We start from the raw sequence: 25072 nt of genomic DNA, 5'->3' as shown, positions 1-25072 counted from the left end.
ATGGCGGCCGGTAACCGGTAAAATCACGCCGTTCCCGGATCCCGGTAGCGGCCCTTCCGGGCTCAATCCTTCGTCTTAACTGAGTATTCATCGTCTGTGACTGAACTGAGCCGAATCCGTAACTTTTCCATCATCGCCCACATTGACCATGGTAAATCCACGCTGGCAGACCGTTTTATCCAGGTTTGCGGCGGCCTGACGGACCGTGAAATGGCCGAGCAGGTCCTGGACTCCATGGATCTCGAGCGTGAGCGAGGGATTACCATCAAGGCCCAGAGTGTCACGCTGAATTACACCGCCCGTGACGGGCAGGAATACAAACTGAACTTTATCGATACCCCGGGCCACGTGGACTTTTCCTACGAGGTTTCCCGCTCGCTCTATGCCTGCGAGGGGGCCCTGCTGGTGGTGGACGCCGGGCAGGGTGTTGAAGCCCAGTCAGTGGCTAACTGCTACACCGCCATTGAGCAGGGTCTCGAAGTTGTGCCGGTTTTGAACAAGATGGATCTCCCGCAGGCCGAACCGGAGCGTGTAGCGGCAGAAATCGAGGATATCATTGGCATTGAAGCGTCTGATGCGGTTCGCTGTAGCGCCAAGAGTGGTCTGGGCGTGGAAGATGTTCTGGAAGATCTGATCAAGAAGATCCCGCCACCCAAGGGCGACCGAAGCGCGCCCCTGCAGGCTCTGATCATCGATTCCTGGTTCGACAATTATCTGGGCGTCGTGTCGCTCGTGAGGGTGACCGAGGGCACCCTGAAAAAGGGCGACAAGATCGTCATCAAGTCTACCGGGAAGGCCTGGAATGCCGACAAGGTTGGTATTTTTAATCCCAAACCGAAAGACACCGACCTGCTGGAGTCCGGCGATGTCGGCTTCGTGGTGGCCGGAATCAAGGACATTCACGGGGCGCCGGTAGGTGATACCATTGTTCACCAGAAGTTCGCCGAGCAGACGCCAATGCTGCCCGGGTTCAAGAAAGTCAAACCCCAGGTCTACGCCGGGTTGTTCCCGGTCAGCGCCGACGACTACAACGATTTCCGGGATGCCCTGGAAAAACTGACCCTCAACGATGCCTCGCTGTTTTTCGAGCCGGAGAATTCCGATGCCCTTGGCTTCGGTTTCCGCTGTGGTTTCCTGGGCATGCTGCACATGGAAATCATCCAGGAGCGGCTGGAGCGTGAATACGACATCGACCTGATCACCACGGCGCCAACGGTGATCTATGAGGTGGTTACCAAACAGGGTGAGACCCTGTCGGTAGACAATCCGTCCCGGCTTCCGGATATTGGTTCCATTGAGGAAATGCGTGAGCCGATTGTGGAAGCGAATATCCTGGTGCCCCAGGAGCACATCGGTAACGTAATAGCCTTGTGTGAGGAAAAGCGCGGCGTCCAGAAGAACATGCACTTCATGACGACCCAGGTTCAGCTCACCTATGAGCTGCCCATGGCCGAGGTAGTGATGGACTTCTTCGACCGGATCAAGTCGGCCAGTCGCGGCTTTGCGTCTCTGGATTATCATTTTACCCGATTCCAGAGCGCCAACCTGGTGCGGCTGGACGTACTGATCAACGGCGAACGTGTCGATGCCCTGGCTATTATCGTGCACAAGGAACAGGCCCATCACAAAGGTCGCCAGCTGATCGAAAAGATGAAAGAACTGATTCCGCGCCAGATGTTCGATATTGCCATTCAGGCCGCCATCGGTAACCAGGTGGTGTCGCGGGTCACGGTCAAGGCGCTGCGCAAGAACGTAACCGCCAAGTGTTACGGTGGTGACGTCAGCCGGAAGAAGAAACTGCTGCAGAAGCAGAAAGAAGGTAAAAAGCGTATGAAGCAGCTGGGTAATGTCGAGGTGCCTCAGGAAGCGTTTCTTGCCGTACTGAAAGTGGATAAATAAAAGGCCTCCTGGATGGATATCGATTTTCCCCTGGTACTGGTGGTACTGACCTTCGCAACGGGTCTGATCTGGCTGGCGGACAAGCTGTTTCTTCGTGAGCGTCGTCTCGCTGCCTACCGTGCCAGTGGTGCTGCCGGAGACGTAGGCGATAGCTCCTCCGCGGAATCTGAGGAACCGAAAGAACCCTACCTGGTCGACCTCAGCCGATCGTTTTTCCCAGTGTTGGCGATTGTCCTGGTGCTGCGCTCCTTCCTGGTGGAGCCGTTCCAGATCCCGTCGGGCTCCATGCTGCCCACCCTGGAGGTGGGCGACTTTATTCTGGTGAACAAATACGCCTACGGATTAAGGCTGCCTGTTGCCGGGACCAAAGTGATCCCCGTTGGCGACCCCCAGCGAGGCGATATTATGGTGTTCCGCTACCCGGAGGACGGCCAGACCAACTACATCAAGCGGGTAATCGGTCTGCCGGGCGATCATATCCGTTATCGTGACAAGCAGTTGTTCATCAATGGTGAGAAGGTCGAAACGCGATTTATCGCGAGACTGCCGCCGATGGAGCTGCGCCGTGAAGATCTGGGTGAAGTCGAGCACGACATTTTCCTGACCATGGGTCGGCCCGGTGGCAGTGGTGAGGGCGAGTGGCTGGTGCCCGAAGGCCATTATTTTGTCATGGGTGACAATCGCGACAACAGTAATGACAGCCGCTACTGGGGCACGGTCCCGGATGAGCTGGTGGTGGGCAAGGCCTTTGCTATCTGGATGCACTGGAAATCCCTTACCAGTCTGCCATCCTTTGATCGTGTAGGCGGAATCGAGTAACTCGGACTATCTGGAGCGCAGTCATAATGAAGAAAAACAATCTTTCCGGCATGGGCCGTCAGCGGGGTGCCTCGGCATTGACCATGATGGTTATGGTGCTGTTCTTTGGTGGCCTGCTGACGCTGGTGATCAAACTGGGCCCTGCCTACCTGGATGACATCACCATTCAGGAGGCGCTGGAAAGCCTTGATGGCACAGAAGGGCTCTCTCAGATGGGGCCGGCCCAGGTCCGCACACTGATTAACAAACGGCTCAGTGTGAACAATGTCCGGGGTTTCGATGCCAAGAATATTTCTGTCGATAAAGACGGCGATCTGGTCGTCATCAATGTTGATTACGAAGTGCGTAACAACCTGTTCAGTAACGTGGATACGGTGGTTCACTTCAAGCACAAATATGAGATGAAGGGCAAGTGAGTTCACAACCGGATCTGGATCAGTTACAGCGGCGCATCGGCTATCAGTTCAAATCGCCGGAGCGGCTTTTGCTGGCACTTACCCACCGGAGCTACGGGAACCAGAATAACGAGCGCCTCGAATTCCTCGGCGATTCCATTGTGAACATGGTTATTGCCGAGTATCTGTTTCTGCACTTCGAAAAAGCCCGTGAAGGTCAGCTGAGTCGTCTGCGGGCCCGGATGGTAAAGGGCGTGACGCTGGCTGAGATTGGTCGCGAGTTTCAGCTCGGCACATACCTTCGACTGGGCTCGGGAGAACTGAAAAGCGGCGGGTTCCGTCGGGAATCCATCCTGGCTGACGCTGTGGAGTCCATCATCGGCGCCATCTACCTCGACAGTGATTTCCATACCTGCCGGGAACAGGTATTGCGCTGGTTCGAGCACCGTCTGGAAAAGCTCGACCTGCAGGACACCCAGAAAGACCCCAAGACCCGTTTGCAGGAATATCTCCAGTCGCGTCAGTTTCCGCTGCCACGCTATGACGTCATTTCCGTGGACGGCGAGGCCCACAACCAGACATTCCATGTATCCTGTGCGCTGCCGTCGCTGGACCGAAAGACCACCGGGACTGGCAGTAGCCGCCGGGTGGCCGAGCAGCAGGCAGCCCGTAACGCCCTGAAAGAGTTGGGCGTGGAGAACCAGTAATGAACGATATCACCCGTCCGGAAAACCCGGACAGTCGCTGCGGTTTTGTGGCCATCGTTGGCCGTCCGAACGTGGGCAAGTCTACACTGCTGAACCATATCCTCGGGCAGAAGCTGAGCATCACTTCCCGCAAGCCGCAGACCACCCGTCATCAGGTGCTGGGTATCAAGACCGTAGGGCCGGTGCAAGCGATCTATGTGGACACACCTGGCATGCACGAGGAGGAGCCCCGTGCCATTAACCGCTACATGAACAAGGCGGCCACGTCGGCGCTCATTGATGTCGATGTGGTGGTGTTTGTGGTGGATCAGCTGGCCTGGACGACCGCGGATGAGATGGTGCTGGAGAAACTCAGTCGCCTGAAATGCCCTGTGATCCTGGCGGTGAACAAGGTCGACAAGATCGAAAAACGGGAAAGCCTGCTGCCGCATCTGGATATGCTCTCGAAAAAGCGCGAGTTTGCCGAGATCATTCCGCTTTCGGCCCTGAAAGAGACCAATCTGGAACCTCTGGAAGAGGCCGTGGGGCGTTTCCTGCCGGAGAGTATTCATTTCTATCCGGACGACCAGATCACCGATCGCAGTGAGCGATTCCTGGCCTCCGAGATTGTCCGAGAAAAGATCACCCGACAGCTTGGAGCAGAGCTGCCATATTCGGTGGCGGTGGAGATCGAGGAGTTCAAGCGCGAGGGCAAGACCCTGCACATATCCGCCCTGATCCTGGTCGAGCGTGAAGGCCAGAAGAAGATCATCATCGGCGAAAAGGGCGAGCGGATGCGCCGGATTGGTCAGGAGGCGCGCACGGATATGGAACGCATGTTCGACAGCAAGATCATGCTGCGCCTCTGGGTCAAGGTTAAGCGCGGTTGGGCAGACAGCGACCGGGCCCTGAAGAGCCTGGGCATGAACGACCTCTGAGGCGGCTATGAAGGGGCCTGAGCTGCAGGAGCCCGCTTATGTCCTTCACCGCCGGCCCTGGCGGGAAACCAGCCTGATGGTGGATCTCTTTGCCCTGAACCATGGCCGGATGACCGTCATTGCCCGGGGCGCCAACAGTGCCAAAAGTCCGCTGAAAGCCCAGCTACAGCCCTTCCAGCCGCTTGTGGTGGACTGGGCCGGTCGGGGCGACCTGAAAACCCTGACCCAGGTCGATGTGCGAACCGGCCCGACAATCACCCGGACAGTGTCGCTCTATAGTGGCCTCTACCTGAATGAACTGTTGCAGCGGGTTCTGCCCGCCGCCGATCCCCATCCGACCCTCTTTGCAGCCTACATAGATGCCATCGGGCAGCTGTCCGACACCACAGACGTGGAGCCGGTGCTGCGGCGGTTCGAACTCGCTTTTGCTGCCGCCCTGGGTTACGACTTTGCCTGGGATCTTGCCACCGATACAGGGCAATCCGTCGAGCCTGACCGGGAGTATTGTTATGATCCGGAGCAGGGCATTGTTTCCGGGCTGTCGGCCGGTGTGCGCCTGCGGCATCTGCCCGGGGAAGTATTACTGGATCTGGCCCGGGATGATCTGCAATCGGACCGCTGTCGGCGGCTGGCGAAGCGGGTCATGCGGGTGCTGATCGATTATCTTCTGCAGGGGCGCCCCCTGAACAGTCGCAGCCTTTTCACTCACCTTCGGGGAGAATCCCATGAATCCTAGAGTACTGCTTGGCGTCAATATTGATCACGTTGCCACCCTCCGTCAGGCGAGGGGGACCCGGTATCCGGATCCGGTTCAGGCAGCACTGATGGCCGAGGAAGTCGGGGCAGACGGCATCACAATCCATCCCAGGGAAGACCGGCGTCATATTCAGGATCGGGATGTGCTGCTGCTCAAAGAGGTGCTCCAGACCAAGATGAATCTGGAAATGGCGGTAACCGATGCGATGCTGGCGTTTGCCGAACAGGTGCGGCCGGAATGTGTCTGCCTGGTGCCGGAGAAGCGTGAGGAATTGACCACCGAGGGCGGTCTGGATGTGGAAGGTCAGGAATCCCGGGTGGCCAAGGCCTGTGAGCGCCTCGCCCGAATTGGCGCCGAAGTGTCATTGTTTATTGATCCGGACCCGGCCCAGATTGATGCCGCAGTGCGTTGCGGCGCGCCGGTAGTCGAACTTCACACCGGAGAGTATGCCGAGGCCGAAACGCCAGAGGCTGAAAATGCCGCGTTCAAAACCATTGCCGATGCGGTGGCCTATGCCCGCAAGAAAGGGCTTATCGTCAATGCCGGCCACGGCCTGCATTATCACAACACCGAGCGGGTAGCGGCGATCCATGGCATCAACGAACTGAATATTGGCCATGCCATTATCGCCCGTGCGGTTTTCACCGGTCTGAAAGAAGCGGTCCGGGATATGAAGGCCATTATTGATCAGGCCCGCAGCCGGGCCTGATTCGAGGTAGCGTCAGGTCGTTTCGGCGGCCTCGTGGCGTTCGCGGAACAGCTGTTGCCAGTCGGTCTGGTCGCTCCAGATCTGCAGGCGCTCCATGGCCGAGAGCAGCTGGTCTTTCTGGTGCTCCAGATCCGGGGCAGAGCATTTGATCGCCGTTTCCAGATGGTTAGCTGCGGCCCTCAGTTCCGGTACGCCGCAGTAGCGGGTGGCGCCATGGAGTTTGTGAACGCACTCCAGCAGCTCTTCCATATTGTCGTTGGTCCAGAGTTCCGGGATCCGCTCCCGATCCACGTGGACCTGTTCCAGCAGCATGCTGAACAGTTCTTCCGCCAGGTCAGCTTTGCCGGCGGCCAGCTGAATGCTTTCCTCGACGCTGACGCAGTCCTGCTGCATTTTGCGCGTTGATGGCCGCAGGGCCCGACGGGTGTCGCGAACTTCCGGCACGGGAAGCCGACCGTCGCTGCCGCTCTTCGGGCACACGTAGCCGGTGTACTCATGAATGATGTCGTTGAGCTGGCCACTGCTGATGGGTTTGGGCATGTAGCCATCGAAACCCTGCTTGGTCAGCCGTTCCTGCTCGTCCGACAGGGCATGGGCGGTCAGGGCAATGATCGGGGTCCGGTGATTGCCGGTATCCATCTCCCTCAGCCTGGCCGTGGTTTCCACACCGTCCATGCCGGGCATCTGCAGATCCATGAAGACCAGGTCGAAGGGTTTCTGTCTGGCCTTGCTCAGGGCTTCAAATCCGCTGGAAGCGCCCTCGGCGTCCAGTTGGCAGTCTTCCAGCAGGGTCATTACCAGCTTCAGGTTGGCGTCGTTGTCATCCACTGCCAGTACCCGGGGAACATTGGCGGTGGTCACTCGGTTGGCGGAAATCTCGTATTCGGGCACCCGCCCGCTGGAATTGATGCCGTGCACCAGCAGCAGAAGCTCGTCGTAGAGGGAATCGCGGCACACCGGTTTGGTGAGGTGGCCGCTGGCAAGCCCCGATAGTGGCGTGTCGTGGGTTTCCAGGGTGGGGGTCAGCAACAGTGTCCGGCAATCCCGTTCGATCTCAAGGGTACGGACAAGGCTGCAGTACTGGCTGGAATTGAGCAGGTGCCGGGTAATGCCGACAATGGCCACGGCGTAACCGGCCTGGCTTTTCTGGGCTTCCTCAATGTGTTCCTGCAGTGCACCGGGGGAGGCCACCCGGTCGACCACCATGCCCCAGTCCCGCAACAGGTGTTCCACGGCCAGGCCGGTGGTTTTCTGTTGTTCCAGATAGATGACCCGTTCACCACGCAGGGCATCCCGGGGGGCAATGGCCTCACCGCTGGTGGCAAGCTCCGAGGTGAGGGTGAACCAGAAGGTCGAGCCCTTGCCAAGTTCGCTCTCGAGCCCGATCTTGCCCCCCATCTCCTCAACCAGACGCTTCGAGATGGCCAGCCCGAGGCCGGTACCACCGTATTGACGGGCGGTGGAGGCATCAGCCTGACTGAAGGCGTTGAACAGGGATTGCTGCTGGGCCCGGGAGAGACCCACGCCGGAATCCGTGATGCTCAGGCGCAGCGTAACCCGGTTGGAATCGGTATCTTCCTCTTCCAGGCTCGCCCGCAGGACTACCTCGCCGGTCTGGGTAAACTTGATGGCGTTGTTGACCAGGTTGGTGATCACCTGTTTGACCCGCAAGGGGTCACCCATGATGTTGTCCGGCACATCGTTGTAGACCAGTGGCACCAGATCCAGGTTCTTGGCATGGGCGGCCGGCGCCAGCATGACCATGACTTCCTCGACGATATCGCGTAACTGGAACGGTACCCGGTCGAGGATCAGCTTGCCGGCCTCAATCTTCGAGAAATCGAGGATGTCGTTGATGATCGTGAGCAGGATCTCCGACGATTTCCTGATGGTGCTCAGGTGGTCCCGTTGCTGGCGTGGCAGGGGACTCTTTAGAAGCAGTTCGGTGAAACCTATGATGCCGTTCAGCGGTGTGCGGATCTCGTGGGACATGTTGGCCAGGAACTCGGATTTGATCCGACTGGCCTCGAGTGCTTCTTTTCGAGCGAAATCGAGCTCGATGTTCTGGATTTCGATGGTCTCCAGCGTTTCCCGCAGATCTTCGGTGGCCTGATCAATGTTCTGCTGCATTTCAGCCTGGGCCTTGCTGAGCTCCTCGGCCATGGCATTGAGGCCGGATTCCAGCTGTTCGAACTCCGGCCCGGCGCCAGTGTAGACCCGGGTATCCAGCTTGCCTTCCTTGAGTTTGGCAACGGCCTCGTTCAGTTCGAATACCGGGTTGGTGAACGCACGGCTCAGTCGCAGGGCAATGGCCATGCTGAGAATGACGCCCCCGAGAATGAGCAGCAGGGAAATAAGCAGGGCCTTGTACGTCTCTTTTTCGGTGCGGATATGGGACATTTCCACAACCACCCAGCCCAGAGGCTCCCGCAGATTCGACATGGACTGGCGGGCATCCGGGTCGAGCATGCTCTCGATCATCAGATCCTGCAGAAACACGGGGGTGATAAACCGGGTGCTGTTTTTTCGGGATATCCGGGTGGCGTGCTCGGCGGTGAGTTCGTCGGACTGCACGGTCTCCGAGCTTCCGGGCCCGGTGTGGAGCAGGCGGGAGCCGTCACTGCCAAAGAAGGTGATGGAGCGCACGTCCTGCTCTTCCAGGAGGGCATTGGAGAGGCTGCTGAGCAGGCTTCGGTTGGCAGTGAAAAGGCCGTACTCGGAACCGGCCGCGAGCTGACGGGAGAGTGACTCGCCCCGGTCCTTCAGCAGACTTTCGATATTGTTGACCCAGCTGTAGGTGAAGAACAGCCCCAGCATCAGGGTGGTCAGCAGGGTGGGAACCAGCGTCACCACTAAAACTTTCTTGCGAATGCCCCAACGTCGCATACCGTGTTCCTGAATTATTGCTTTTGTCCGCGCCGCAGAGCGGAAAACGTCCGTGTTAAGAATAGCTGATCCGGAACGGGATAACTGTGGTATCAGTCCCGACGGTACCGGAAAATCCCGTGTCGGATATAGCCGCCGGTCATGGATATAGCGAGAAGCTGTATTGGGAGACCGGGGCGATAACGCGTATCATGCGAAGCCAAAAGTGTACCACAGGGTTATCATATGCATTTTCCCACCATTGAAGATTATGTCGGGCACACCCCTCTGGTTCGCCTGCAGCGTCTCCCCGGTGAGACGAGTAACGTGATTCTGGCCAAGCTGGAAGGGAATAACCCCGCCGGCTCGGTGAAGGATCGCCCGGCCATCAGCATGATCCAGGAAGCGGAGCGTCGGGGCGACATCAAGCCGGGCGATACCCTGATCGAGGCGACCAGTGGCAACACCGGCATTGCCCTGGCCATGGCGGCTGCCATCAAGGGGTACCGGATGGTGCTGATCATGCCCGCGAACATGAGTGAGGAGCGTCGGGCATCCATGCGCGCCTATGGTGCGGAGATTGTCACGGTCACCAGGGAAGAGGGGATGGAAACTGCCCGTGACCTGGCCCTCAAGATGCAGGCGGAGGGCAAGGGCAGGGTGCTGGATCAGTTCAGCAACCAGGACAACCCTCTGGCGCACTACCGCACGACCGGTCCCGAGATCTGGGAGCAGACCGGGGGGCGTGTCACCCATTTTGTCAGCTCCATGGGCACTACTGGCACCATCATGGGCGTGTCCCGTTACCTCAAGGAGCGCAACCCGGATATTCGCATTATCGGGCTTCAGCCCAAAGAAGGTGCGTCCATACCCGGGATACGTCGATGGCCCGAAGCCTACCTGCCGAAAATCTACGATGCCGCACGGGTGGACGAGGTGTTGGATGTTGGCCAGGAAGAGGCCGAAAACACCATGCGGGCCCTGGCTTCCGAGGAAGGCATTTTCTGTGGCGTCTCCTCCGGCGGTTCGATCGCGGCCGCGCTCAAGCTCTCGCAGCAGGTTGAAAACGCCATCATCGTGGCCATTATCTGTGACCGCGGCGACCGCTATCTATCCACCGGTGTATTTCCCGGCGCCTGAACACGATTCCACCAAGAGACCCGAGTATGAGCAGACGACGCAGGAAGGTTCTTCCAAAAGAGCCCGTGCGCTGTGAGATTGAGACCCTGAGCCATGACGGCCGGGGTATCGCCCGTCAGGATGGCAAGACCCAGTTTGTCGATGGCGCCCTTCCGGGCGAAACCGTGATGGCGAAAGTGGTGTCCAGTCGAAGCAAGTTCGACGAACTGCGCACCGAAGAGGTTCTGGAAGCCGCGCCGGATCGTCAGACGCCACCCTGCGAGTTTGCCGACCTGTGTGGCGGCTGTAGCCTGCAGCATATGAGTGGCGATGCGCAGATCGCGTTCAAGGAGAATACCCTGCGGGAGCATTTTGCCCATTTCGGGGGCATCGAACCCGAGGAGTGGATTGAGCCACTGCGCTCGGAAGAGAGCCTCGGCTATCGCCGCAAGGCGCGCCTCGGGGTTCGTTACGTCAAGGCCCGGGAGTCTGTCCTGGTGGGGTTTCGGGAGAAACGCAACAGTTTCCTGACCGACATCGACCGTTGTGTGGTGCTGGATCCCCGCATTGGCGACCGCATACTGCCCCTTCGAAATATGCTGCACGATCTGGACGCCTACAGCCGAATCGCCCAGGTGGAAGTTGCCTGTGGCGATGATGTGGCGGTAATGGTGTTCCGCAATATGGATGACCTGTCCACTGGTGACCGGGAGAAGCTCATTGCCTTCGGCCAGGCTCACGATTTGCATATCTACCTGCAGCCAAAAGGGCCCGATACCGTTCATCGGATCTGGCCCGAGTCCTCTGGCCGGGATGATGAGCGACTGAGCTACAGGCTGGAAGAATTCGACCTGACCATGAAATTTCATCCCATGGACTTTACCCAGGTCAATGCAGGCATTAATCGCGCAATGGTACACAGGGCCGTGGAATGGCTGGATGTCCAGCCTGGCGAGCGAGTCCTGGATCTGTTCTGCGGTCTGGGGAATTTCACTCTGCCGCTGGCCACGCGAGGCGGGCAGGTTGTTGGCGTGGAAGGCGACGAGACCATGGTCGTACGGGGCCGGGAAAACGCGGAACTAAACGGTCTCGACAATGTCGCTTTTCACGGTGCCGACTTGCACGGTGACTTCACGGGCCAGAGCTGGGCCAAAGAAGGGTTCGACAAGATTCTGATTGATCCGCCCCGTTCCGGTGCCGAGGAGATCTGCAAGTACCTCACGGCCTTCGGGGCACAAAAGATAGTCTATGTCTCCTGCAACCCGGCCACCCTGGCGCGCGACGCAGGCGTAATGGCGCGCAACGGCTATCGACTGGTGCGCGCAGGTGTGATGGACATGTTTCCCCACACCACTCACGTGGAATCCATCGCGTTGTTCGAACGGGATTCCGACTGAAGATGCGGTGGGCAGTCAGGGATGGCTGCGGCAACCATCAGGAATAACAAGACTGATATGGTAAAAGTTCGCGAAGATTACGCAATGACCGGCGACGGCCAGGTGGATATCGAGGGCTGGGTAAACCAGATAGCCTCGCAAACGCACCTGGACGACGCTGACCAGTTCCGGTTGGCCTGCGAAAAGGCAGCGGAAATCGATCTTCAGGCTTTCCGGCAGGATCGCCAGTGGGCACCTGGTTCCAGCAGCTTCCGGATTGGCATTGAGATGGCCCAGGTTCTGGCGGAGCTGCACCTGGATCAGGCCAGCCTGGTGGCGGCGATCCTTTATCGCGCCGTGCGTGAAGAGCGCGTTCCCCTGGAGACAATCCGCAAGGAATTTGGCGATGAGGTGGCGGGCCTGATCAACGGCGTGCAGCAGATGGCGGCCATTTCGTCCATCCACCACCCGCTGAAGGGTAACGTTCTGGGCCAGAGCGAAGGCCAACTGGACAACGTCCGCAAGATGCTCGTCACCATGATTGACGATGTCCGGGTTGCCCTGATCAAGCTGGCGGAGCGTACCTGCGCCATTCGGGCGGTAAAGGATGCTCCAGAAGAAAAGCGAATGCGCGTCGCCCGGGAAGTGTTTGATATCTACGCACCCCTGGCACACCGGCTTGGCATTGGTCACATCAAGTGGGAGCTGGAAGATCTTTCTTTCCGGTACCTGCATGGTTCCGCCTACAAAAAGATCGCCAAACTGCTGGACGAAAAGCGCCTGGATCGCGACGGTTACATCAAGCGGGTGATTGAAACCCTGCAGACCGAACTGAAAGCCTATGGCATTGAGGGCGAGCTGTCCGGACGTGCCAAGCACATCTACAGCATCTGGCGAAAAATGCGCCGCAAGGGCATCGACTTTTCCCAGGTTTACGATGTTCGCGCCGTGCGTATCCTGGTTCCGGAGGTTCGCGACTGTTACGCCGCACTGGGTATTGTCCACACGCTGTGGCGCCACATCCCCAACGAGTTCGACGATTACATTGCCAACCCGAAGGAAAACGGTTACCAGTCCCTGCATACCGCCGTGATCGGGCCCGAGGGCAAGGTCATGGAAGTGCAGATCCGAACCCACACGATGCATGAGGAGGCGGAACTGGGCGTTTGTGCCCACTGGTTGTACAAGGGCATGGACAAAGGCAACAAGTCGACCGGCTACGATGCCAAGATCAACTGGCTGCGCCAGGTTCTGGAGTGGCAGGAGGAGCTGGGCGACCTGTCCGGGCTGGCCGACCACCTCAAATCCGATGTCGCATCGGATCGGGTGTATGTATTCACACCCGAGGGCCACGTGGTGGATCTGCCCCAGGGGGCAACGCCGGTGGATTTCGCCTACCGGGTTCACACGGAGATCGGTCACGCCTGCCGCGGTGCGCGGGTGAACAGCCGAATCGTTCCACTGACCTATCCACTGAAAACCGGCGATCAGGTGTTTATCCTGACCTCCAACAACCCGGCCCCAAGCCGCGACTGGCTGAACCCGAGCCTTGGTTACATTCAGACTTCCAGGGCACGCGCCAAGGTAACCCACTGGTTCAAACAGCAGGATCGTGGTCGCAATATCGTTGACGGTCGTGCCATTCTCGAGGACGAGTTCAGGCGTCTGTCCCTGTACGATGTAGATCTTGGTGAGCTTGCCAGGAAGGTTAATTACCAAAGTGCGGAGGACATGTTTGCAGCCACCGGAGCCGGTGACCTTCGCCCCACGCATGTCGCCAATGTGGCCCAGCAGATGCTGGAGCCCAAGTCCGAACAACTGGATCTGAAACTCAGCGCCCAGCGCCGCAAGCCCTACGATACGGAATCAGACATCCAGATCCTGGGCGTCGGCAAGCTCAAGACCCAGGTGGCGAAATGTTGCAAGCCGCTGCCCGGAGACGCGATCGGTGGCTACATCACGGTTGGCCGTGGGGTTACGGTCCACCGTCAGGACTGCCTGACGTTCCTGAATCTGCGTGAGTTCGAGCCCAACCGGATTATTGAGGTCAGCTGGGGTGGCCGGCAGGCTGCTGTTTATCCTGTCGACATTGAAATTGAAGCCTATGACCGATCCGGGCTGCTGAGAGATATTACCCAGGTGTTGTCGGCCTCCAAGAGTGATGTGCTGTCACTGAATACCCTGAGCAACAAGGACGAGAACACGGCTACCATGACCGTGACGGTGGAAATTTCCAGTCTGGAGCAGTTGGCGCGGTTGCTGGCGCAGATTCGCAACCTGCCCAATATCATTGATGTAAGGCGTAAACGCGGATGAGCTATACCATCGAGGATCTGAAAACCCTGATGGCCAGGCTTCGGGATCCGGAGACGGGCTGTCCATGGGATACCAGGCAATCCTACAGGACCATCGTGCCGCACACGCTGGAGGAGGCCTACGAAGTCGCCGATGCCATTGAGCGAGAGGATTACCCGCATCTGAAAGACGAGCTGGGGGACCTGCTGTTCCAGGTCATTTTCTACACCCAGCTTGGTCGGGAAGATGGCCATTTCGATTTTGACGGTGTGGTCGATCATCTGGTGCGCAAACTGGTAAGGCGGCATCCACACGTTTTTCCGGAAGGGACCCTGGAAAGCAGCATTGATCCGGATAATCGGCCGGATGAGGCCTGGATCAAGGAAAGCTGGGAGCGCATCAAGGCCGAGGAGCGGGCAATGAAGCCGGCACCGGAAGCCAGCGCCCCAGTAAGTCGGCTTGACGGCATTGCCCGGACCCTGCCTGCAATGGCTCGGGCCGAGAAGCTCCAGAAACGGGCAGCCAGGCACGGTTTCGACTGGCCAAATGTTGGCCCGGTTTTCGACAAACTTCACGAGGAAATCGACGAGCTCAAGGAGGCGTGGGAAGCCGCACAGACGGGCGCCGGTGATCCCGATGCCGTTGAAGATGAGCTCGGCGATCTCCTGTTCGTCTGTGTGAACCTGGCACGGTTCATGAAGGTTAACCCTGAGCAGGCACTCAATCGAACCAACCATAAATTCGACGCCCGGTTCCGGGCGATTGAACGTGTGCTGGAACGGGAGGGCCGCGATATGGACGAAGAATCTCTGGAGGCGCTGGATGCCGTGTGGCAGGCGGTGAAAGGCGTGGAGCGGGGAGAGAACGAGCACTGAAAATGGCGGATCGGTAAGTACAATCCGTTACCAATTTTCTCGCCCCCGGACCGACGGCTTCGTCTACACTTCCGGAAACGGATGCACAGTTTTCGTGCGCCGTGCGCCATCAATAAGATGCAGGAGTGAAGGCACCATGAAAATCAAAGATCTGGTCAACTACTGGGACAAGCATGCACGTGGTCGGCTTACCCGAGACGCCTACTTCATGGCGTTGTCTGACCAGCATCACAAGCGTCTCGAGAAACTCGCAGCGCTCTATCCGATGAAGTCACCTCAGGATCTGATGCGGGATCTGATTTCTGCAGCACTTGACGAAATGGAGACCAGCTTTCCGTATGTTCAGGGCACCAAAGTGGTGGCGTACGACGAGGATGGCTTCGAGATCTACGAAGATCAGGGCCTGACTCCCAAGTTTGTCAGCCTGAGCCAGAAGCACATCCAGCGCCTCAAGGCCCGTCAACTGGAATCAGTCGCCTGACGACACGGGCAGCGAAAGCTGCCCGCCGCTATTTACTTGTCTTTCCCTTCCAGCTTGTCCTTCAGTGGGCTCTGGCGTACCAGATCGTCCAGAGCTGCACCAATCATGTCGTTCAGAATATCGCTTTCACTGCGGTCCGGGTAAAGTTCCGCCAGTGCGGCCACGCGTGCGGCATCTTCCAGCGGCAGGCGCAGGTTATAATCGTGGGTGCGCTCCACGGGCTCTTTTTGCTGTTCCCAGTGTTTGGGCAAATCAGTGACCTTCATGATAACTCCTTGCAGCTACAGGCTTGAATCGCCAATAGACTTTCTCGACTGTTCCTTAGTATCGTAAGTTTACTTCGCCTCCGTCAATTCAAAAGGACGTCAATGTGACTGAGCTACATCCCGAACTCCGAGAAAACGTACGAATGCTGGGTGAACTTCTGGGCCAGAGCATACGGCGATATCCCGGACAGGAATGCTACGAGCTGATTGAGGAAATCCGGGCGGCTGCCAAGTCCGACCGTCGCCAGGAAAGCGGGTCCGGCCAGCGACTTGTCAATCTGCTGCGCAAGTTGAGCGATGATGAGCTGCTTCCGGTGACCCGTGCCTTCAACCAGTTCCTGAACCTGGCCAACCTTGCCGAGCAGTACCATGGTATTCGTCGGAAACGCGGGCACCAGTCTGATCTGATGGTCGAATCGCTCGGGGAGGTGTTTGAGCGGCTCAAGCAAGGTGATGTCACGCCGGAGGAACTGCATCAGAGGGTGGCGGATCTACGAATCGAGTTTGTGCTGACGGCCCACCCCACCGAGGTGGCGCGTCGCACCCTTATTATGAAATACGACGAGATGTCGGACTGCCTGGCGCGTCTGGACCATGACGACCTCATGCCTGCTGAACGGGAGGAAATCGTCAATCGCCTGTCTCAACTGGTTACCGAAGCCTGGCACACCGACGAGATTCGTCAGGAGCGACCAACCGCAGTGGATGAGGCCAAATGGGGCTTTGCGGTTATTGAAAACAGTCTGTGGCAGGCCCTGCCACAGTTTCTGAGGAGCCTGGATACGTCGCTGGAAGACGCGACCGGAAAGGGCCTTCCCCTGCAGGCATTCCCCATCCGCATTGCATCCTGGATGGGCGGTGATCGTGATGGCAATCCGAATGTCACCCACAAGGTGACCCGCCGGGTCTTCCTGCTTGGCCGCTGGATGGCAGCGGATCTCTATCTTCGTGATATTCAGGCGCTGCGGGCCGAACTGTCCATGTGGCAGGCCAGCGACGAGCTCAAGGCCGTTGTTGGTGATTCCCGGGAACCCTACCGCCATGTGCTCGCCGAACTCCGTGAGCGGCTGATCAGAACCCGGGACTGGGCAGAGGCGAGCGTCAACGGCGAGACCGCGGATGCCAACGGTATTCTCTTTGAGAACGAGGATTTCACCGGTCCCCTGGAGCTCTGTTACCGATCCCTGGTTGAGTGCGGACTCGAGGACATCGCCAATGGTCCGCTGCTGGATACCATCCGCCGGGCGCATACTTTTGGCCTGCCTTTGATTCGTCTGGACATCCGCCAGGAGGCCAGCCGCCACGCGGAGGCGGTTGCCGAAATGGTCGATTATCTTGGCCTGGGGGATTATCTGTCCTGGTCAGAACAGGAGCGCCAGGCATTCCTGGTGAAGGAACTTCAGGGCCGGCGCCCACTGGTCCCCCGAACTTGGGAGCCCTCCGAATCGGTCGGCGAGGTGCTGGCAACCTGTGAAGTGGTGGCGCAGCAAACGCCGGAAGCCCTCGGGTCCTATGTTATCTCCATGGCCAGCAAGCCCTCTGATGTATTGAGCGTGATTTTGCTGCTCAGGGAATCCGGAATGAAGTTTCCGATGCGGGTCGTGCCCCTGTTTGAGACCCTGGATGACCTGCGTGGTGCTCCAGACAGCATGTCTGCGCTGTACGAGGTTGAGTGGTATCGGGAGTATTGCCAGGGCAGGCAGGAAGTGATGATCGGCTATTCGGATTCCTCCAAGGATGCCGGCCAGCTGATGGCGGCCTGGGCCCAGTACCAGGCCCAGGAGAAACTTACCCACGTTGCCCGCCAGTATGGCGTGCATCTGACCCTGTTCCACGGCCGTGGCGGTACCGTTGGCCGTGGCGGCGGACCTGCCAACCGGGCGATACTGTCCCAGCCGCCGGGCTCGGTAAACGGCAGTTTCCGGATTACCGAGCAGGGCGAAATGATCCGCTTCAAGTTCGGTTTGCCGAGGCTGGCGGTTCAGAGCCTGACGCTCTACACCACGGCGGTTATCGAAGCTACCCTGGCCCCGCCACCACAGCCCGAAGACAGCTGGCGTGAAACCATGGACTGGCTTACCGAGCGGTCCTTGAAAGCCTACCGCGATGTGGTCCGGGAAAATCCCGACTTCGTGCCCTATTTCCGCCAGGTCACGCCGGAACAGGCCCTGGGGAAACTGGCACTCGGAAGTCGCCCGGCCCGGAGGAAGGCCACCGGCGGCGTGGAAAGCCTTCGGGCCATACCGTGGATATTTGCCTGGACCCAGATGCGGCTGATGCTGCCCAGTTGGCTGGGCAGTGACGTGGCGCTTGAAGAGGCGGCCCGGGACCACCGGCTCCCAGTATTGCGTGAGATGATGCAGGGCTGGCCGTTCTTCCGCACCTATGTGGATATGCTGGAAATGGTGCTGGCCAAGGCAGACCTGCGCATCGCCAGCTATTATGAGCAGACGCTGCTGGACGATGATCGGTTGAAAGCCCTTGGGGAGAGTCTTCGCGTGCGCCTCCAGGGTTGTATCGAGCGACTTCTGGAACTCAAGGAGCAAACGGATCTGCTGGAGGGAGAGCCCGTCTTTGCGCATTCGATGAGGGTGCGTAACCCATACACGGATCCGCTGCACTACCTTCAGGCCGAATTGCTACGGCGGGACCGGGAAAGTGAAGGCAAGGGCGAGGTGCCGGAACTGGTGGAAAGAGCACTGAAAGTCACCATGGCAGGTATCGCTGCGGGCATGCGGAATACTGGCTGACCTTGCAGCAGAATAGAAAAAAGTGCCGGGACAAGGCCGGGTAGTCTGGCCACCGACCAAGAACAAAGGGAGTAAGCTGTGGCTCTGGCTGCACGATTGGAACGTTTTCTCGCCCGCAAGGGCATCACTTATCGGGAGTTGCCGATAGATCAGGTCACCAGCCTGGATGCGGCAGTGATTGCCTCGGGGATGTCTCAGGACAGCTTTGTACAGGCCACTCTGCTGATCGACATTACCGGTGTCGTGATGGCCGTGCACAAGTTCGACAGTTCCCTGGACCCGGATGCCGTTCACCAGCTGACCGATCGCCGTCTTCAGCCGCTGACCGCACGGCAGACCATGCGCCTGTTCAGTGACTGTGATCCCGGCTTCACCCCGCCCATCGGACAGGCTTACGAGCTGCCCGTTATCGTGGACGAGGATGTGATGCTGGCGGATCAGGTCGTGTTTTCCAGTGGCACTGATCATTCCCTGCTAGAGATGGATGGCCGATCCTTCCGTCTGGCCCTGGCCGGTCCCAGGGCGGGCCACCTGGTTATCCGGGGGCCGGGTAACGGCAACCGCGAGGCGCTGACGCTCGAGGAAGTGGCCGACAAGCTACAGAAACTTTACCGTCTGCCCCCCATGCCGGCCCTGGCGCTGCGTATTTTGCGGCTGACTGCCAACACCGATGCGACGGCTCGTGAGCTGGCAGAGCTGATCGAGTTTGATCCCAGTCTCACGGCCCAGATCATGCGTTACGCCCGTTCTGCACTGTTCAATTATCCCGGCCAGGTCAATTCGGTGCAGGAGGCGGTCACCCGTGTGCTGGGCTTCGATCGTGTGGCCCACATCGCCCTGGGCATCGCCTCCGTTCGTGCCTTTGAAGTACCCCGTCACGGCATTCTCGGTATGGACAATTTCTGGCGCCACTCCCTGTACTGCGCGTTCCTTTGCCAGATCATTGCGCCGCGATGTGGCGCCGAAAAGGGGCTGGGCTATCTCTGCGGCCTGTTGCACAACTTCGGCCTGTTGCTGGTCGGGCATCTGTTCCCGGCCGAATTTGATGAGCTCAATGAGCTTCGCGAAGCGAATCCTGAAGCCAGCATGCACTCGCTTGAGCAGCAGGTGTTCGGGCAGGGCAATGGCCAGGAAATCCTGTCGGTGGGCCATGGCGCTATCGGCGGTATCCTCCACCGTTTATGGCAACTGCCTGATCCTGTGGTCAAGGCGGCCGGCGTGCATCAACAATCGGGTTACCATGGCGAGCACGAGAACTATGTCTTGATGGTACAGCTGGCCAACGCCCTGTTGAAGGACCGCGGTATTGGCGATGAATTCAATCCCGACGACGTGCCCGCTTTGCTGGAAGGCCTGGGACTGGCGCCCAATGTTGTGGAAGAACTGAATGCTGAACTGGATCGTGTGGCTCCGGATCTGGACGCACTGGCCAGCTCCCTGTCATCCTGACACCCTGTCGTTATTCGCTGGGAAATACGGACTTCCGGTGCATGATACGGAGGTCGACTTTCTCTGACGTGGCTGACTTCGTATAATGCGCCTTCGCCGATTTCGGCTGACACCTGTTCCGTGCAGGAGAGGCTGTCGCAAAGGCACGGGTTTTTGCCACAGCTTTTCAAATGATAATGACTAAAACGGGAGCACAGCGTTATGCGAATCATCATGTTAGGCGCGCCGGGCGCAGGCAAGGGGACTCAGGCCCAGTTCATTACTGAACGGTTTGATATTCCCCAGATCTCCACCGGTGACATGCTGCGTGCGGCGGTAAAAGCCGAGTCCGAGCTGGGCAAGCAGGTAAAGGAAGTCATGGCAACAGGCGGCCTGGTGTCTGACGACATCATCATTGCGCTGATCGAAGAGCGTATTCAACAGCCTGATTGCAAGAACGGTTTCCTGCTCGACGGTTTCCCGCGGACCATCCCCCAGGCTGAAGCTCTGAAAGACCAGGGAATTGCCATCGACTATGTGGTCGAAATTGCCGTGGATGACGAAGAAATTGTCAGCCGTCTGTCCGGTCGCCGGGTGCATGAGGGAAGCGGTCGTATCTACCATGTGAAATACGATCCGCCCAAGGTCGAGGGTAAGGACGACCAGACCGGAGAGCCGCTGGTTCAACGTGAGGACGACAAGGAAGAGACGGTTCGCAAGCGTCTGAAAATCTACCACGACCAGACTGCACCGCTGGTTGGCTACTACCAGGACTGGGCGTCGAAAGAGCCGGCCGCGGCACCGAAATACGTCCGTGTCGAGGGCGTTGGCAGTCTGGACAGCATTCGCGACCAGATCCTGTCTGAACTCAAATAAATTGGCATCCTGACCTGAGGTTTTCACACCGGTGAAACTGTTGGCACTGGATACGTCATCAGAGGGCTGCTCGGCAGCCCTTCTTGTTGATGGCGAAATCTCCGAACGCTTTGAGCTTGCCCCCAGAGGCCATACCCGGCTATTGATGCCGATGGTGCGGGAGCTTCTGGCGGAGAAGAATCTTGCTCCGGCAGAGCTTGATGCCCTGGCCTTTGCCTGCGGGCCGGGCTCTTTTACCGGTGTCAGGATCGCGACCGGTGTTGTGCAGGGTCTTGCCTGGGGGCTGGACATTCCGGTGGTGCCGGTGTCTTCACTGCAGGCCGTGGCGCTGGGTGCCATGGATGCTCTGGATCCTCACGAGGAAACCGGTATTGCGGTAGCCTTTGATGCCCGCATGGGCGAGGTGTATTGGGGCTGCTTCGCTGCCCGGGCAGGACTGCCTGAGGCGTTGGCTTCGGAACAGGTCTGTCCACCCGAGGCAGTCACACTGCCAGCGGGCCCCGAGCGCTGGTGCGGAGCAGGGCCGGGCTGGCAATACCGCTCCGCCATGCCAGCGGAGGTGTCAGGGCGCGTTGATCCCGTCGATGAAACCCTGGTGCTGCGAGCAGCCTGGGTTGCGCGCCTGGCGGTGATCGCATTCGGGCAGGGCAAGGCGGTGCCGGCGGAGCAGGCTCAACCTGTCTACATCAGGGATGAAGTGGCCTGGAAAAAACTGCCTGGTCGATAGTGACCCCGGCCGCCCGGGCTGATCCGGGCAAACCGCTTTGGGTAAAAACTGACCAGCTGTCTTTTCTTCCGTGCGATAATCTTCCATACTTCCATTTCACGTTTTCCTGTCATCCGGACAGCGGTATCTGAACATGATTGGCGGAATTAACCCGGGTAACAATTTCAATTTCCAGACCGGCAACAACAGTCTGGTCAGGGAGCGCAGCGATGCGGCCCGTGCGCCGGCATCAACGCCCGAAAAAACACCTGACGCGGCCCGCCGTGACCTTGCCGATGGCAATCAGGGTGTTGTCAGCGACCGCAATGCGACCGAAAGCCTCGAGCGGCGTGTAGAAGCCCGTCGTGCCGCTGAAGACGCCCGTCTGGAGCGGTTCCGCGCAGACGAAGTGTCCCTGCCAGCCGCCAGGGCGCTGTCGACCTTTGCCTCTGTTGCCGCAGCCGGTCAGGAAACTGGCGGCAATGGTAGCCTGGCCGGAATTGATATTCTGGTCTGATGCCTGACTCGTCCCCGTCCGCTCCGTACGCCCTCTCTGAACGTTTCCAGAACATCGTCGCTGTTGCCCGCAGTGCATTGGGTGACCGATTGCAGGCCGATGCTCTTGCCGATTCGCTCGGGGTCCCGAATCTTGGTGTCGTCCGCCCCAGAGACATCCGCGACTTCCCGGTTTTACTGTTCCTGGATGAGCAGGGCCTTGGCCTGCAGATGACTGGCAAAGGTGCGCCGGGACCGGTGCGTGCAGAATTCGTGACCGGCAAGATGGGGTATCGGCGGGAGCACGGCGGTGGCGCGGGCCAGTTGGTGGCCAAGGCGGTCGGCTTGCAGAAAACACGGGCCGCATTGCATATCGTTGATGCGACGGCAGGGCTTGGCCAGGATGCCTTTGTGCTTGCCAGCCTTGGCTGCACGGTTACCCTGTTCGAGCGTAACCCGGTCATTCACGCTCTCTTGGCCGATGGTCTTGCGCGCGCAGCCCTGAATGTGGATTGTGCGGCCATTGTCGAGCGCATGCGACTGCTGGAGGGCAGCAGTATTGAATGGCTTGCCCGACCAGGCACCGAGGCGGCGGATGTTGTCTACCTGGATCCGATGTTTCCGCATCGGGACAAGTCGGCCCTGGTAAAAAAGGAAATGCAGGTTTTCCGCACTATCGTAGGAGACGACGAGGATTCCGCACAATTGCTCGCGGCCGCTCTGGAGCGCGCCCGTTACCGGGTGGTAGTCAAGCGGCCCCGTAAGGCATCGGCCATTGAGGGAGCAGAGCCAACCACCCGCATTGAGGGCAAGAGCAGCCGCTACGATGTGTACGCCATCCGGGCGCTGCCACCGCAGTAAACGCCATCAGGCACCCAGCATGGTGACCTGCTGGATTGCCTGTCGCTTCTCGACACTCAGCACCAGGCGGGCATCGTCCGCCACCTCATCCAGCCCCTCCCCATAGCAGAGCAGGCCATTGTCATCGGTAGTGATAACGCCATTGTTCTGCATATTGGCAATGAAGTTGCGGAACAGGCTCTTGTCGAAAAACTCCGGCGCATTCAGGCCGAACAGGATCGACATCCGCTCGGCCAGCAGCGCGCTCTGTTCTTCCAGTTCGGCGGCGCTGATCTTGCCCGAGCCGTATTTGCGGAGAATGCCCAGAGCGATGTGGTAGCGCTCTACCGTCTGGATGATGAAGCGGGACAGAACCCTGAGCCTCAGCATGGCTTCGGTGCCTTCCTCGGGTCGACCGATCCGGTCATCGTCCAGGGGCTTCAGCAAGTCATGTTCGATGAGAACGTCAATCCACTGATTGATGACCTTCCTGGCTTCATCGGGCTGGTATTTCAGGAACAGTTCCGATTGCAGGTAGGGGTAGGCTACGCTGGCGAGGAACACAATCTTGTCCCGGCCCAGCGAATCCTTGTTCTCGAAAAGGCTGGCGATCAGTGAGGGTAGCGCAAACAGGTGCTGGATGTTGTTCCGGTAATAGGTCATCAGGATTGCGTTGCTGCCTTCGAGGGCAATAATGTCGCCCAGCTTCTGCGGCTGGCGCGTCACCAGGCCCATGCCTTCACAGTAGGCGATCCAGTCCTTGCCGGACCCCTCGGGCAGGGTTACCGTTTCCGCATACGGGAAAGCCTTTAGCAGGGCGGCGTATTGATCCATCAAGCGGATCAACTGTCCCTCGTCCATGGCCAGTCGCTCGGTGCCAAGAAGAACCGTGGCGGCCATGCCGATCGGGTTTACCGCAACCGACGCGTTGATGTTCGACGCTACCCGGAAGGACAGCTCTGAAACCGCGCTGTTAAGCCACTTCGGACGATACTCGGCGTCGTAGGCCTCGTCGCGCCAACTACCGTGAACATCGTCCAGAACCTCAGACAAATGAATGGCTTCGCCAAAGTTGACTGAAACCCGACCAAAGGAGTTACTGAGTTTGCGAACGGTCTTGGCAAGACCGAATACGCTTTCTTTTTCCTTTTTCTTGCCACGAAGTTCACCCAGATAGGAACGGCCTTCCATCACCTTTTCATAGCCGATGTACACGGGCACGAACACGATGGGTTTGCGATGGTCCCGAAGGAAACTGCGTACGGTCATTGCCAGCATGCCGGGGCGGGGTTGCAGCATGCGGCCTGTGCGGCTTCGGCCGCCTTCGATGAAATACTCGACGGAATAGCCCCGGGAGAACATCACGTGCATGTATTCATTGAACACGGTGGCGTACAGCGGGTTGTCCTTGAAACTGCGGCGCATAAAGAACGCCCCGCCACGGCGCAGGATCGGGCCGACAATGGGCATGTTGAGATTGATCCCTGCGGCGATGTGCGGAGGCATCAGGCCATTCTTGTAAAGCACGTAGGACAGCAGCAGGTAGTCGATGTGTGAACGATGGCAGGGCACGTAAACCACGGCATTGTCTTGCGCCACTTCCTTCACCACCCGGATATTGTTGATGGCAATGCCGTTGTAGATCCGGTTCCAGAGCCATGACAACAGCACCTCCATGAATCGAATCGTGACAACGGACATGCTCGCCGCAATCTCATCCGCATATTTGTAGGCCTTGGCGCGGACTTTCTCAGGTGGTATGTCGTCTCTGGCAGCGGTCTCCCGGATGGCTTCCTTGACCGCCTGGGTGCGCACCAGACCTGCCACCAGGGTACGGCGATGGGACAAGTCTGGCCCCAGTACCGCCTGGCGAACCCGGCGGAAGTGGGTTCTCAGGATCCGGGCCAGCTTGCGGTTGGCCCGCTCCTCGCTGTGCCGGTATTCGTCGATCACCTGTTTCAGTGAGAGCGGTTGGTTAAACTGAACGTAGGTGTTGCGACCATGAACCATGATGATCAGTAACTTCTGAAGCCGGCCGGCGATGGACCAGGTGTCGGACAGCAAAAGTTTTACCAGGGACTTTTCCTTGTCCGGGGAGCGCCCCCAGAACAGGGACACTGGAACAATCTGTACGTCCTGGTCCGGATGTTCGAGACCGTAGCGAACCAGGGCCTGAAACTCGTTCGTGGGTGCCGGCGCCTGACGCCCCCTGAAAAAGCCACCGATCCGGCGATAGAGGAAAAAGAAGGAGTGGGACGGGCCGTTCTTCACCGGAAGGGCTTCGGTGGCGCCAGGAAGTCCTGCACGGATAACTTCCTGCTCCAGAACCAGGCGGCTCGACAGCGAGCTGTATTGCAGCACGTAGCAAACCGGTTTGTCGGGATCCAGGGCGAGGGCTTCAACGCTGTTGCCGCTGACATCAGTCCGGACCCAGATAAACAGTATCTTTCGGAAAAGGGTCAGGATCAGGCTGCGAATGCCCTGGTAAAGACGCATA

The 25072-nt window shown here is 58.8% G+C and carries 21 protein-coding genes; 18 read left to right on the top strand and 3 right to left on the bottom strand.

Annotated elements, in window-relative coordinates:
* The first annotated feature begins 96 nt into the window (after nucleotides 1–96).
* Genes lepA through pdxJ form a run of 7 tightly spaced genes read left to right on the top strand, consistent with a single transcriptional unit; the run spans nucleotide 97 to nucleotide 6203 of the window.
* Entirely contained in the window at nucleotides 97–1899 is a 1803-nt protein-coding gene (gene lepA, locus KYE_RS17735; RefSeq protein ID WP_008176193.1) for a translation elongation factor 4, read from the top strand.
* Nucleotides 1900–1911: 12 nt separating this feature from the next.
* Nucleotides 1912–2718 carry a signal peptidase I gene (gene lepB, locus KYE_RS17730; RefSeq protein ID WP_008176192.1) on the top strand — a complete coding sequence of 269 codons (807 nt, stop codon included), beginning with the start codon at nucleotides 1912–1914 and terminating at the stop codon, nucleotides 2716–2718.
* 26 nt (nucleotides 2719–2744) lie between these two features.
* Nucleotides 2745–3134 carry a DUF4845 domain-containing protein gene (locus KYE_RS17725; protein ID WP_008176189.1) on the top strand — a complete coding sequence of 130 codons (390 nt, stop codon included), beginning with the start codon at nucleotides 2745–2747 and terminating at the stop codon, nucleotides 3132–3134.
* Nucleotides 3131–3820, top strand: a complete 690-nt coding sequence (gene rnc / locus KYE_RS17720) for a ribonuclease III (RefSeq protein ID WP_008176185.1) — start codon at nucleotides 3131–3133, stop codon at nucleotides 3818–3820. Before KYE_RS17725 ends, rnc begins: the two co-directional genes overlap by 4 nt.
* The gene (era, locus tag KYE_RS17715) at nucleotides 3820–4737 is read left to right on the top strand and encodes a GTPase Era (protein ID WP_008176182.1); all 918 of its coding nucleotides are present in this window, start codon (nucleotides 3820–3822) and stop codon (nucleotides 4735–4737) included. Before rnc ends, era begins: the two co-directional genes overlap by 1 nt.
* Before the next feature lie 7 nt (nucleotides 4738–4744).
* Entirely contained in the window at nucleotides 4745–5473 is a 729-nt protein-coding gene (recO, locus tag KYE_RS17710) for a DNA repair protein RecO (protein ID WP_008176179.1), read from the top strand.
* The gene (gene pdxJ / locus KYE_RS17705; protein WP_008176176.1) at nucleotides 5463–6203 is read left to right on the top strand and encodes a pyridoxine 5'-phosphate synthase; all 741 of its coding nucleotides are present in this window, start codon (nucleotides 5463–5465) and stop codon (nucleotides 6201–6203) included. Before recO ends, pdxJ begins: the two co-directional genes overlap by 11 nt.
* A 12-nt stretch (nucleotides 6204–6215) precedes the next feature.
* Here pdxJ and KYE_RS17700 read toward each other — a convergent pair whose 3' ends face one another.
* Complete coding sequence (locus tag KYE_RS17700) at nucleotides 6216–9089, bottom strand: ATP-binding protein (RefSeq protein WP_008176174.1); 2874 nt, start codon at nucleotides 9087–9089, stop codon at nucleotides 6216–6218.
* A gap of 225 nt (nucleotides 9090–9314) precedes the next feature.
* On the opposite strand from KYE_RS17700, the gene cysM reads away from it, so the two are divergent.
* The 5 genes from cysM to KYE_RS17675 all read left to right on the top strand — a co-directional run bounded on the left by cysM (nucleotide 9315) and on the right by KYE_RS17675 (nucleotide 15214).
* Entirely contained in the window at nucleotides 9315–10208 is an 894-nt protein-coding gene (gene cysM, locus KYE_RS17695) for a cysteine synthase CysM (RefSeq protein ID WP_008176171.1), read from the top strand.
* 26 nt (nucleotides 10209–10234) lie between these two features.
* Entirely contained in the window at nucleotides 10235–11584 is a 1350-nt protein-coding gene (rlmD, locus tag KYE_RS17690) for a 23S rRNA (uracil(1939)-C(5))-methyltransferase RlmD (RefSeq protein ID WP_008176170.1), read from the top strand.
* Nucleotides 11585–11641: 57 nt separating this feature from the next.
* Nucleotides 11642–13879: a GTP diphosphokinase gene (gene relA / locus KYE_RS17685; protein ID WP_008176168.1), complete on the top strand. Its 2238-nt coding sequence runs from the start codon at nucleotides 11642–11644 to the stop codon at nucleotides 13877–13879.
* On the top strand, nucleotides 13876–14733 hold the full coding sequence (gene mazG, locus KYE_RS17680; protein WP_008176166.1) for a nucleoside triphosphate pyrophosphohydrolase: 858 nt from the start codon (nucleotides 13876–13878) through the stop codon (nucleotides 14731–14733). The genes relA and mazG overlap by 4 nt, the downstream gene beginning before the upstream one ends.
* Before the next feature lie 136 nt (nucleotides 14734–14869).
* Complete coding sequence (locus KYE_RS17675) at nucleotides 14870–15214, top strand: hypothetical protein (RefSeq protein WP_008176163.1); 345 nt, start codon at nucleotides 14870–14872, stop codon at nucleotides 15212–15214.
* Between the two features lie 32 nt (nucleotides 15215–15246).
* Here KYE_RS17675 and KYE_RS17670 read toward each other — a convergent pair whose 3' ends face one another.
* Nucleotides 15247–15480, bottom strand: a complete 234-nt coding sequence (locus KYE_RS17670) for a hypothetical protein (RefSeq protein ID WP_008176161.1) — start codon at nucleotides 15478–15480, stop codon at nucleotides 15247–15249.
* A gap of 104 nt (nucleotides 15481–15584) precedes the next feature.
* Here KYE_RS17670 and ppc point away from each other — a divergent pair, with 104 nt between their 5' ends.
* The 6 genes from ppc to KYE_RS17640 all read left to right on the top strand — a co-directional run bounded on the left by ppc (nucleotide 15585) and on the right by KYE_RS17640 (nucleotide 22596).
* Nucleotides 15585–18230, top strand: a complete 2646-nt coding sequence (gene ppc / locus KYE_RS17665) for a phosphoenolpyruvate carboxylase (protein WP_081467556.1) — start codon at nucleotides 15585–15587, stop codon at nucleotides 18228–18230.
* Between the two features lie 78 nt (nucleotides 18231–18308).
* Nucleotides 18309–19679 (top strand): HDOD domain-containing protein, encoded by a 1371-nt coding sequence (locus KYE_RS17660; protein ID WP_008176156.1) that lies wholly within the window; start codon nucleotides 18309–18311, stop codon nucleotides 19677–19679.
* A 201-nt stretch (nucleotides 19680–19880) separates the two neighbouring features.
* Nucleotides 19881–20534 (top strand): adenylate kinase, encoded by a 654-nt coding sequence (gene adk, locus KYE_RS17655; RefSeq protein ID WP_008176153.1) that lies wholly within the window; start codon nucleotides 19881–19883, stop codon nucleotides 20532–20534.
* Between the two features lie 31 nt (nucleotides 20535–20565).
* Complete coding sequence (gene tsaB / locus KYE_RS17650) at nucleotides 20566–21261, top strand: tRNA (adenosine(37)-N6)-threonylcarbamoyltransferase complex dimerization subunit type 1 TsaB (RefSeq protein ID WP_008176152.1); 696 nt, start codon at nucleotides 20566–20568, stop codon at nucleotides 21259–21261.
* 133 nt (nucleotides 21262–21394) lie between these two features.
* Entirely contained in the window at nucleotides 21395–21757 is a 363-nt protein-coding gene (locus KYE_RS17645) for a hypothetical protein (protein WP_008176150.1), read from the top strand.
* A complete protein-coding gene (locus tag KYE_RS17640) occupies nucleotides 21757–22596 on the top strand; it encodes a class I SAM-dependent methyltransferase (RefSeq protein ID WP_008176148.1) in 840 nt (279 codons plus the stop codon). Before KYE_RS17645 ends, KYE_RS17640 begins: the two co-directional genes overlap by 1 nt.
* Before the next feature lie 6 nt (nucleotides 22597–22602).
* On the opposite strand, the gene plsB is transcribed toward KYE_RS17640, so the two are convergent.
* Nucleotides 22603–25071: a glycerol-3-phosphate 1-O-acyltransferase PlsB gene (plsB, locus tag KYE_RS17635; RefSeq protein WP_008176145.1), complete on the bottom strand. Its 2469-nt coding sequence runs from the start codon at nucleotides 25069–25071 to the stop codon at nucleotides 22603–22605.
* Nucleotide 25072: the final 1 nt, after the last annotated feature.

The sequence above is a fragment of the Marinobacter manganoxydans MnI7-9 genome (assembly GCF_000235625.1).
In the GTDB taxonomy this organism is placed as follows: domain Bacteria; phylum Pseudomonadota; class Gammaproteobacteria; order Pseudomonadales; family Oleiphilaceae; genus Marinobacter; species Marinobacter manganoxydans.
Note: the sequence above shows the minus strand (reverse complement) of the source record. Positions and strands in the feature narration are given on the sequence as shown.